Source organism: Streptomyces sp. SID8352 (assembly GCF_009862265.1).
GTDB lineage: Bacteria > Actinomycetota > Actinomycetes > Streptomycetales > Streptomycetaceae > Streptomyces.
On the sequence record NZ_WWGX01000095.1, the window covers coordinates 121332 to 131798 of the forward strand.

Below are 10467 nucleotides of genomic sequence, written 5' to 3' on the forward strand. Positions count from 1 at the left end.
CCGCGTCACCCCGGCAGCAGGTGCCCGCGCCGGGACAGCAGGAACCGTTTGAACGCGGCCACCGGAGGCGTGTCCGAGCGCCCCGCCAGCCAGGCCACGCCGATCTCGCGGGCCGCGCGCGGCGCGGTGACCGTCAGCTCCACCACACCGGGGCGGGGCACGGCGGGCGGCGGCAGCAGCGCCACCCCGAGACCGGCCGCGACCAGTCCGCGCAGCGTCTCCGCCTCCTCGCCCTCGAAGGCCACCCGGGGCCGGAAACCGGCCTCCTTGCACAGGTCGTCGGTGATGCGCCGCAGCCCGTAGCCGGGCTCCAGGGTCACGAAGGTCTCCTCGGCCGCCTCCGCGAGGCGGATGCGCCGCCGCCCGGCCAGCCTGTGGTCACCGGGCACCACCAGGCGCAGCTTCTGCTCGTCGAGGCGGCGGGCGACCAGATCGGGCGCGTCCGGCACCGGGGAGGTCAGGCAGAGGTCCAGCTCCCCCGCGCGCAGCCGCTCCAGCATGGCCTCGCCGTAGTTCTGGACGAGGCTGAAGCGGACCCGGGGGTGGTCGGCGCGGAAGGCGTGCAGCAGCCCGGGGACGGTCTCGGCGCCCATGGTGTGCAGAAAGCCGAAGGCGACCTTGCCGGTGGCCGGGTCGGCGTCGGCGCGGACCTCCTCGACGGCGCGCTCGACCTCCGCGAGGGCGCGTTCCACGGAGCCGAGGAAGGTGCGCCCGGCGACGGTCAGGGCGAGGGTGCGCCCGCGGCGGACGAACAGGTCGACGCCGAGGTCGGCCTCCAGGCGGACGAGGGCGCGGGACAGCGTCGACTGGGGGACGTCCATCTCCCGTGCGGCGCGGGTCACATGCTCGGTGCGGGCGACCCCGGCGAAGTGCGCGAGGCGCGGCGCGAGCAGCGTCACGATGTCTTCCGTGTCACCGGACGGTGACATCCGGGCCGCTGATCTCGGCTGATGCGTCATGGGAACGATTATGGCGATTCCATGCATTGGACGGATGAGTCGGGGCTCCGTAGCGTCGCCCACATGACTCCCGCCGATACCGGGGCGTCCACCGCCGTGGACGCCCCCGCCGCCACCGCCTCCTCCGCCCGGCCCGCCGCCACCGCCGTCGCGGAACCGGCCGATCCGGCCGACCCGGCTCCCGGAACCGTCGCGGCCCCGCCCGCGGCCGGACCCGCCGACTCGCGCATGGCACCGGGCGGCCCCGGGTACCGCCGGATGAGCCTCGCCCTGTTCCTCGCCGGCGTCGCGACCTTCGCGCTCCTCTACTCCACCCAGGCCCTGCTGCCGCTGATCTCCGGCGACCTCGGCGTCACGGCGGGCGACGCGAGCTGGACGGTGGCCGCCGCCACCGGCGGTCTCGCGGTGTTCGTGCTGCCGATGAGCGCCCTGTCGGAGCGGTTCGGGCGGCGCGCGGTCATGACCGGATCGCTGGCGGTCGCGGTGGCGGTCGGACTGCTGGTGCCCTTCGCCCCGTCGCTGACGGCGCTGATCGCGCTGCGCGCGGTGCAGGGGGCGGCCCTGGCCGGGCTCCCGGCGTCGGCGACGGCGTACCTGGCGGAGGAGGTGCGGCCGCGGGCGCTGCTCACCGCGATCGGGCTGTTCGTGGCGGGCAACAGCGTCGGCGGGATGAGCGGCCGGGTCATCACCGGCTGGGTCGCCCAGGAGTGGGGCTGGCGGGTGGCCGTCGGGGTGATCGGCGTGGTCGCGGTCGGGTGCGCGGTGGCCTTCCGGCTGCTGCTGCCCGCGCCCCGGCACTTCACCCCGGGCTCGCTGCGGCCCGGGGTCCTGGTCCGCACCGTCCGCGACCATCTGGCGAACCCGCTGCTGCGGCGCCTGTACGCGATCGGCGCGCTGTTCATGACGGTCTTCGGCGGCGTGTACACGATGATCGGCTACCGGCTGACGGAGGCTCCGTTCTCGCTGCCCCAGGGGCTGGCGGGCTCGGTCTTCCTGGTCTATCTGGTGGGCACGGTGTCGGCCTCGGCCTCCGGGCGGCTGGCGGGCCGCCTCGGGCGGCGCGGCGCCCTGTACCTGGCGGGCGGCACGACGGCGGCGGGGCTGCTGCTGTCGCTGGCGCAGTCCCTCCCGCTGGTGCTGCTGGGGCTGGTGCTGATCACGGCGGGCTTCTTCGCCGGGCACGCGGTGGCCTCCGCGGCGGTCGGCAGGACGGCCGCGCACGGCCGGGCGCAGGCGTCGGCGCTGTACCAGTCCGCCTACTACATCGGCTCCAGCGCGGGCAGCACGGCCGGCGCGGTGGCCTTCCACGCCGGCGGCTGGGCGGGGACCGTCTGGGTGGGACTGCTGGCGGTGCTGGGGGTCGTGGCGATCACCGTGCTCGGCTCGCTGGCGGCCCGCGGACCGGCCGTGGCGGGACCGGTACGGATCGCGGGAGTACCCCGCTGACCTGGGCGTTCCCCGTCTCGGAGGCCGTTGTCAGTGCCCCCGGGTAGCTTTCCGGATGCGGGCGCGAAGTGCGCGTGACGCGACGGCCACGGGGGTGGATGGGCGATGACCGAGGGCACCGCGACCATGGAGCTGGAGTCGGCGCTGGAGCGGCACCGGGTCGAGCTGACGGGGTACTGCTACCGGATGCTGGGCTCGTCCTTCGAGGCCGAGGACGCGGTGCAGGACACCCTGGTGCGCGCCTGGCGGAGCCACTCCACCTTCGAGGGCCGCTCCAGTCTGCGGTCCTGGCTGTACCGCATCGCCACCAACGTCTGTCTGGACATGCTGGCAGCGAGCGGCCGGCGGGCCCGCCCGATGGATCTGACGGAGGCGACCCCGCTCGCGCGGGCCGCTCTGTCGCCCCGCCCGGACAGCGTCTGGCTGGAGCCGGTGCCCGACGCCCGGGTGCTGCCCGCCACCGCGGACCCGGCGGAGGCGGCGGTGGCCAGGGAGTCGGTGCGGCTGGCCTTCATGGCCGCCCTGCAGCAACTGCCGCCCAAGCAGCGGGCGGTGCTGATCCTGCGTGAGGTGCTGGCGTGGCGGGCGAGCGAGACGGCGGAGCTGCTGGGCACCACCGTCGCCGCGGTCAACAGCGCGCTCCAGCGGGCCCGCGCCACCCTCGCGGAGCGGGCCGGGCGGGCCGACGAGGCATCGGTCTCCGATCCGCTGGACGAGGAGCAGAGCAGGCTCCTGGAGCGCTATGTCACGGCCTTCGAGGGCTACGACATGGAGGCGCTGACGGCGCTGCTGCACGAGGACGCGGTCATGACGATGCCGCCCTTCGACCTGTGGCTGGCGGGCCCGGCGGACATCACCGGTTTCATGGCGACGCTGGGCGCCCCGTGCGCCGGCTCCCGGCTGATACCGGTGCGGGCCAACGGGCTGCCGGGGTTCGCGCAGTACAAACCGGACCCGGAGCGGGGCGGCTTCGCGCCGTGGGCGGTGCAGGTACTGGAGATCTCAGCCGGGCGGATCACCGGTTTCCACTGCTTCCTGGACACCGCCCGGTGGTTCCCGCTGTTCGGCCTGCCGCTCCGTCTCGAAGCGTAGGCCGACGAGGTCCAGCAGGCCGCGCAGGGCGGGACCGGCGCCCCGGAGCCGGATCCGGCCCCCGGCCCGCCGGGCGGTCAGCTCCAGCCGGGCCAGCAGGTCGACGGCGGCCAGGCCCGGCGGGCCCAGCCCGGCGACCTCGCACACCACCACCCCCGTCCGGGCCGCTGCGAGCAGTGCGCGCAGCTCGGCGCAGCGCCGGGGCGTCCCGGCCGGGGAGACGGGCCCGGACAGGACGAGCACGGGGGGTGTCTCGGTGTCCACGGAGGATGGACGGCGCGGCCCGGCGGAACTCATCGGTGCGGGCACGGCCCGGCGCCGGGGCGGGGGGCCGATGGGGCGGGGGCCCCGGCCCGCCTCCCGGGCCCGGGCGGTGCGGCGGGCGGCCGGGGCGCCGGGCCGGTCCCGCCGTTACGCGATGCGCTCCAGCACCACCGGCGACGGGGTGAAGGCGGTGCCCGCCGGGGCGATGTCGCAGGCGCCCTTCAGGGCCTCCAGCGCGTAGCCGAAGCGGTCCGGGGTGTCGGTGTGCAGGGTCAGCAGGGGCGTGCCCCGGGTCACCGTGTCGCCGGGCTTGGCGTGCAGTTCGACGCCGGCGGCGGCCTGCACCGGGTCCTCCTTGCGGGCCCGCCCGGCCCCGAGGCGCCAGGCCGCGACGCCGACGTCGTAGGCGTCCAGCCGGGTCAGGACACCGGAGGCGTCCGCGGTGACCACGTGCCGCTCGCGGGCGGTGGGCAGCGGCGCGTCGGGGTCGCCGCCCTGGGCCGCGATCATGCGCCGCCAGACGTCCATCGCGGAGCCGTCGGCCAGCGCCCGGGCCGGGTCGGCGTCCCCGAGCCCCGCCGCGTCGAGCATCTCCCGGGCCAGGGCGAGGGTCAGCTCGACCACGTCGGAGGGGCCGCCGCCCGCCAGCACCTCGACGGACTCGCGGACCTCCAGGGCGTTGCCCGCCGTCAGCCCCAGCGGGGTCGCCATGTCGGTGAGCAGGGCGGTGGTGCGCACCCCGTGGTCGGTGCCGAGGCCGACCATGGTGGCGGCCAGCTCCCGGGCGTCCTCCAGGGTCTTCATGAAGGCGCCGGAGCCGACCTTCACGTCGAGGACCAGCGAGCCGGTCCCCTCGGCGATCTTCTTGGACATGATCGAGGAGGCGATCAGCGGGAGGGCCTCGACGGTGCCGGTCACGTCGCGCAGGGCGTAGAGCTTGCGGTCGGCGGGGGCGAGGCCGTCGCCGGCCGCGCAGATCACCGCGCCGGTGGAGCCGAGGACGTCGAGCATCTCCTCGTTGGAGAGCAGGGCCCGCCAGCCCGGGACCGACTCCAGCTTGTCCAGGGTGCCGCCGGTGTGGCCGAGGCCGCGGCCCGAGAGCTGCGGGACGGCCGCGCCGCAGGCGGCGACGAGCGGGGCGAGCGGCAGGGTGATCTTGTCCCCGACACCGCCGGTGGAGTGCTTGTCGGCGGTCGGGCGGGAGAGCGACGAGAAGTCCATTCGCTCGCCGGAGGCGATCATCGCGGCCGTCCAGCGGGCGATCTCACCCCGGTTCATGCCGTTGAGGAGGATCGCCATCGCGAGCGAGGCCATCTGCTCGTCCGCGACCGCGCCGCGCGTGTAGGCGTCGACGACCCAGTCGATCTGCTCGCCGCTCAGCTCCCCGCCGTCGCGTTTGGTGCGGATGACGGAGATGACGTCCATGGCCATGGTCGGGCCTTCCTTAGGGGGTGAGGTGGTCGGGGCCGAAGGCCTGCGGGAGCATCTCGGACAGCGGGAGGACGCCCGCCGGGGTCTCCAGCAGCAGGTCCGGCCCGCCGAACTCGTGGAGGAGCTGGCGGCAGCGGCCGCAGGGCACCAGGACCGCGCCCCGGCCGTCGACGCAGACGAAGTGGGTGAGCCGTCCGCCGCCGGTGAGCTGGAGCTGGGAGACCAGCCCGCACTCGGCGCACAGGCCGAGTCCGTAGCTGGCGTTCTCCACGTTGCAGCCGGTGACGGTGCGGCCGTCGTCGGCGAGGGCGGCGGCGCCGACCGCGTACCCGGAGTAGGGGGCGTAGGCCCGGGTCATGGCGTCCCGGGCCGCCGCGCGCAGTCCGGCCCAGTCGGCGCCGGTCACTTGCCCTGGCCCTTGCGGTAGGGCATGCCGTCGGCCTTGGGCATCCGCAGCCGTTGCGCGGAGAGCGCGAGGACGACCAGGGTGACGACGTACGGGGTGGCGGAGACGACCTGGTTGGGGACCTCGTCGGTGCCGGCGTACCAGGCGAACACCAGGGCGCCGACGACCAGGGTGATCAGCGCGTTGACGTACTTCTTGCGGACGGCCATCCAGATGGCGCCGACGAGCAGCAGCAGGGCGCCGAGCAGCAGCAGGGCGTGCACGTTGGTGGAGCCGCCGCGCAGGTTGAGGCTGTCGGTGTAGCCGAAGAGACCGGCGCCGATGGCGAGGCCGCCCGGCATCCAGTTGCCGAAGATCATCGCCGCGAGGCCGATGTAGCCGCGGCCGCTGGTCTGGCCCTCCAGGTAGAAGGGGTTGGCGACGATGGAGAGGAAGACGCCGCCGAGTCCGGCCAGCCCGCCGGAGATGATCACGGCCAGGTACTTGTACTTGTAGACGTTGACGCCCAGGGACTCGGCGGCGACCGGGTTCTCGCCGCAGGAGCGCAGGCGCAGTCCGAAGGGGGTGCGCCAGAGGATCCACCAGGTGGCCGGGATCAGGGCGACGGCGATCAGGGTCAGCCAGGAGACGTTGGTGACCAGTCCGCCGAGGAGCCCGGCGATGTCGGAGACGAAGAACCAGTGCTGTTCGTTGAGGGTCCGCAGCCCGTCGGCGAGCCCGGGAACGGTGAAGTGCCCGAGGGAGTCGACCGGCGGGGACTGCTTGGCCGAGCCGCCCTGGTGGCCCTCGAAGGCGAGCGGGGCGAGGTAGCGGGTGGCGCCGAGGGCGAGGATGTTGATGGCCACACCGGAGACGATGTGGTTGACGTTGAAGGTGACGGTGACGACGGCGTGCACCAGTCCGCCGAGGGCGCCGCCGACGATGCCGACGAGGACACCGGTCCACGGGCCCCACTGGAATCCGGCCCAGGCGCCGAACCAGGTGCCGAGGATCATCATGCCCTCGAGGCCGATGTTGACGACGCCCGCGCGCTCGGCCCAGAGTCCGCCGAGCGCGGCCAGGCCGATGGGCACGGCGAGTTGCAGGGCGGTGGACATCTGGCTGACGTTGGTGATGCCGTTGGCGCCGGTGACGAGGCGGACCACGGAGGTCAGGGCCAGGGCCCCGGCGATGACCAGCATGAGCACGGGCAGCGACAGCCGGCGGCCGGTCGGCGCCGCGGGCTGCAACGAGGGCTGGTTGACGTCGGTCGCTGTGGTCGGCGTGGTCATCGTCCCGCCACCTCCTTGGTGTTGTCGGTGGCGCCGAGGACGTGGCCGGCGGCCAGTTCTGCGCCGACCCGGCGCTGCTGGCGGCGCAGGCCCCACTCGCGGACGGCCTCGTAGGAGACGACGACCGAGAGCACGATCAGGCCCTGCATGATGACCGCGATCTCCTTGTCGTAGCCGTGGAAGTCCAGTTCGGGCGAGGCCTTGTCGAGCCAGGCCCACAGCAGGGCGGCGAAGGCGATGCCGACGGGGCTGTTGCGGCCGAGCAGGGCGATGCCGATGCCGAGGAAGCCGATGCCGGTGGGGAAGTTCAGGCTGTAGGTGTGGGTGCCGCCGAGCAGGATGGGCAGGCCCGCGAGTCCGGCGAGGGCGCCGGAGAGGAGCATCGCGGTGAGCACCATCCGCTTGGGGTCCACGCCGCTGGCCGCGGCGGCGGACTCGGAGGCGCCGGAGGCGCGCAGGTCGAAGCCGAAGCGGGTGCGGTTGAGGGCGATCCAGTAGCCGATGCCCAGCAGGACGGCGAGCAGGACCAGGCCGTAGACCTCCCCGGCGTCGCCCATGTCGAAGCCGGGGACCCAGCCGGACTCGTGCATCTCACCGGTGGTGTTGTTGTTGCCGATCTTGACGCCGAAGACGTCCGGCTTCCACATGTAGACGATGAGCGAGGTCGCGATGGCGTTGAGCATGATCGTCGCGACGACCTCGCTGACCCCGCGGGTGACCTTGAGGACGCCCGCGATCCCGGCCCAGAAGGCGCCGGTGAACATGGCGGTCAGCAGGAGCAGCGGGATCTGGAGGACGGCCGGGAGGTCCGCGTGGGCCCCGACGACGGCCGCGATCATGGCGGCGAGCTGGTACTGGCCGTCGACACCGATGTTGAACAGGTTCATCCGGAAACCCACGGCGACCGCCAGGGCGGCGATGTAGTACATCGACGCCTGGTTGATGATCAGGACCTGGATGTCCGAGAACCCGGCCTGCTCGAACATCAGGGCGAAGGGCTCGATCGGGTTCTTGCCGGAGGCGATCAGCACGATGGCGCTGAGCACGAAGGCCACGGCGAGCGCGATGACCGGCCCGGCCACCGCGAGGAGCACGCGCTCCCTGTCGAACTTCTTCATCAGCGGGCCTCGTCTTCCGGGGACTCGGGGGCCTGGGGCGCGGCGGCGGTCCCGTCGGCGGTCCCGCCCTCCAGGTGGCCGGAGGCGGCGCCGGTCATGGCGGAGCCCAGCTCCTCGGGGGTGACGCCGGCCGGGTCGGCGTCGGCGACCAGCCGGCCGTCGTAGATCACCCGGAGCGTGTCGGACAGGCCGATCAGCTCGTCCAGGTCGGCGGAGATCAGCAGCACGGCCAGGCCCTCGCGGCGGGCCTCGCGGATGTGGTCCCAGATCGCGGCCTGCGCGCCGACGTCCACCCCGCGGGTGGGGTGGGCGGCGATCAGGAAGCGCGGCCGATGGCTCATCTCCCGGCCGACGATGAGCTTCTGCTGGTTGCCGCCGGAGAGGGAGGCGGCGGTGACGTCGATGCCGGGGGTGCGCACGTCGTACTCCTCGACGATGCGCCGGGTGTCGGCCTGCGCGGCCTTCGGGTCCAGCCAGACGCCCCGGGCGTTGGGCCGCTCGGTGACGTGGCCGAGGATGCGGTTCTCCCAGAGGGGGGCCTCCAGGAGCAGGCCGTGGCGGTGGCGGTCCTCGGGGATGTAGCCGACGCCCTGCTCCCGGCGCTTGCGGGTGGGCAGCGCGGTGATGTCCTCGCCGAGGAAGCCGATGGTGCCGGAGTCGGCCTGCCGCAGTCCGATCAGCGCGTCGACCAGCTCGGTCTGCCCGTTGCCCTCGACCCCGGCGATGCCGAGGACCTCGCCCGCGTGGATGGTGAAGGAGACGTCGTCGAGCAGGGCCTTGCCGCCGGGGGCCGCCAGGCGCAGCGAGTCCACGGTGATCACCGGGCGGTCGGTGACGGTGGACTCGGCGGTCTCGGGGGTGGGGAGCTGGCTGCCGACCATCAGCTCGGCGAGCTGGCGCGGGGTGGTCTCGGCGGGCACGGCGGTGCCGACGGTGGTGCCGCGGCGGATGACGGTGATCTCGTCGGCGACGGAGAGGACCTCGCCCAGCTTGTGGGAGATGAAGATGACCGAGAGGCCCTCGGACTTCAGCTCGCGCAGGTTGGCGAAGAGCGCGTCCACCTCCTGGGGCACCAGCACGGCGGTCGGCTCGTCGAGGATCAGCGTGCGGGCGCCGCGGTAGAGGACCTTGAGGATCTCCACCCGCTGGCGGGCGGCCACGCCCAGCTCCTCGACCAGGACGTCGGGGCGGACGCCGAGGCCGTAGCGGTCGGACAGATCCCTGATCGCGCGGCGGGCGCGGGCGCCGATGCCGTGGAGGCGCTCGCTGCCGAGGACCACGTTCTCCAGCACCGTCAGGTTGTCCGCGAGCATGAAGTGCTGGTGGACCATGCCGATGCCGCGGGCGATGGCGTCGGCGGGCGAGGAGAGGGCCACGGGCGCGCCGTCGATCGCGATGGTGCCCTCGTCCGGCTTCTGCATGCCGTAGAGGATCTTCATCAGGGTGGACTTGCCCGCCCCGTTCTCCCCCACGAGCGCGTGGACGGTGCCCCGGCGGACGGCGAGGTGGATGTCGTGGTTGGCCACGACACCGGGGAAGCGCTTGGTGATTCCGGTGAGTTCGACGGCGGTCGCCGATTCGCTGACCGCCGCTCCGGCCGGAGGGCTGCTGGACGCGTTGATGGCGCACTCCTGGGGACGGGGGCCGTCTACGCGCGTAGCGCCCCTACGGCATCTGAAGCGGTGGCGCACCGCTCGACGGGGCACGGGGCGCGGGACCCCCGTGCCCCGCCGAGCGGACGCAACCCCGCGGGTTACACGCTGTTCGAGGTGGTGCTCGGTTCAGCTCCGGCTAGCTGCTCCTGACCTTGATCCCGCCACTGACGATCTTGTCCTTGGCCGCCTTGACCGCCGCCTGCAGCTCGGCGTCGTCCGCGAACGCGGGGTTGGACTCCGAGAGGCCGACCTCGCCGGACTTCAGATCGCCCTTGACGATACCGGTCTCCGGCGAGCCGCCCTCGACGGACTTCGCGAGGTTGTACACCGCCTTGGCGACGTCCTTGGTCGCCGAGGTGAGGATGCTGTCCTTGTACTTCGCGAGGGCTTCCTGGCGGTACTGGTCGGAGTCGACGCCGATCGCCCAGACCTTGTGGGTGGCGGCGGCCTCGATCACGCCCTGGCCCGAGAGGCCGGCGGCGGCGTAGACGACGTCGGCCTTCTTCTCGATCTGGCCCTCGGCGGCGGTCCTGCCCTTGTCGGGGCTGGAGAAGCCGCCCTCCTCCGCGGTCTGCGTCAGGTACTGCGAGAGGACCTCGACCTTGGGGTCGGTGTCCTTGACGCCCTGCTCGAAGCCGGCCTGGAACTTGTGGATCAGCGGGATGTCCACGCCGCCCACGAAGCCGACCACGTCGGACTTGGTGCTCCTGGCCGCGGCGACACCGGCGAGGTAGGAGGCCTGCTCCTCGTTGAAGACGAGGTCGGCCACGTTCTTCGCGGTGATGGTGGCGTCGTCGACGATGCCGAAGGTGGTGTCCGGGTACT

The 10467-nt window shown here is 73.5% G+C and carries 10 protein-coding genes; 2 read left to right on the plus strand and 8 right to left on the minus strand.

The features are described 5' to 3' along the window. Window positions 1-5 precede the first annotated feature (5 nt). The gene (locus GTY84_RS28915) at window positions 6-959 is read right to left on the minus strand and encodes a LysR family transcriptional regulator (protein WP_161229354.1); all 954 of its coding nucleotides are present in this window, start codon (window positions 957-959) and stop codon (window positions 6-8) included. A gap of 63 nt (window positions 960-1022) precedes the next feature. Between GTY84_RS28915 and GTY84_RS28920 the strand changes: the two genes are divergently transcribed. Together GTY84_RS28920 and GTY84_RS28925 are read left to right on the plus strand one after the other, a co-directional pair. Further along, window positions 1023-2405, plus strand: coding sequence for an MFS transporter (locus tag GTY84_RS28920; protein ID WP_161229355.1), 1383 nt, complete (start codon window positions 1023-1025; stop codon window positions 2403-2405). 105 nt (window positions 2406-2510) lie between these two features. Further along, a complete protein-coding gene (locus GTY84_RS28925) occupies window positions 2511-3497 on the plus strand; it encodes a sigma-70 family RNA polymerase sigma factor (RefSeq protein WP_161229356.1) in 987 nt (328 codons plus the stop codon). On the opposite strand, the gene GTY84_RS28930 is transcribed toward GTY84_RS28925, so the two are convergent. The 7 genes from GTY84_RS28930 to GTY84_RS28960 form a co-directional block, all read right to left on the minus strand. After that, window positions 3408-3794: an STAS domain-containing protein gene (locus tag GTY84_RS28930; RefSeq protein WP_161229357.1), complete on the minus strand. Its 387-nt coding sequence runs from the start codon at window positions 3792-3794 to the stop codon at window positions 3408-3410. The genes GTY84_RS28925 and GTY84_RS28930 overlap by 90 nt on opposite strands. Before the next feature lie 114 nt (window positions 3795-3908). After that, complete coding sequence (locus GTY84_RS28935; RefSeq protein WP_161229358.1) at window positions 3909-5192, minus strand: thymidine phosphorylase; 1284 nt, start codon at window positions 5190-5192, stop codon at window positions 3909-3911. 13 nt (window positions 5193-5205) lie between these two features. Next, entirely contained in the window at window positions 5206-5598 is a 393-nt protein-coding gene (locus GTY84_RS34270) for a cytidine deaminase (protein ID WP_161229359.1), read from the minus strand. Then, on the minus strand, window positions 5595-6869 hold the full coding sequence (locus GTY84_RS34275) for an ABC transporter permease (RefSeq protein WP_161229360.1): 1275 nt from the start codon (window positions 6867-6869) through the stop codon (window positions 5595-5597). The genes GTY84_RS34270 and GTY84_RS34275 overlap by 4 nt, the downstream gene beginning before the upstream one ends. Beyond that, window positions 6866-7987 (minus strand): ABC transporter permease, encoded by a 1122-nt coding sequence (locus GTY84_RS28950; RefSeq protein WP_161229361.1) that lies wholly within the window; start codon window positions 7985-7987, stop codon window positions 6866-6868. Before GTY84_RS28950 ends, GTY84_RS34275 begins: the two co-directional genes overlap by 4 nt. Continuing rightward, window positions 7987-9609, minus strand: a complete 1623-nt coding sequence (locus GTY84_RS28955; protein WP_161229372.1) for an ABC transporter ATP-binding protein — start codon at window positions 9607-9609, stop codon at window positions 7987-7989. Before GTY84_RS28955 ends, GTY84_RS28950 begins: the two co-directional genes overlap by 1 nt. Before the next feature lie 169 nt (window positions 9610-9778). Further along, on the minus strand, window positions 9779-10467 hold a 689-nt coding region (locus GTY84_RS28960; RefSeq protein WP_161229362.1), incomplete at its 5' end, for a BMP family ABC transporter substrate-binding protein.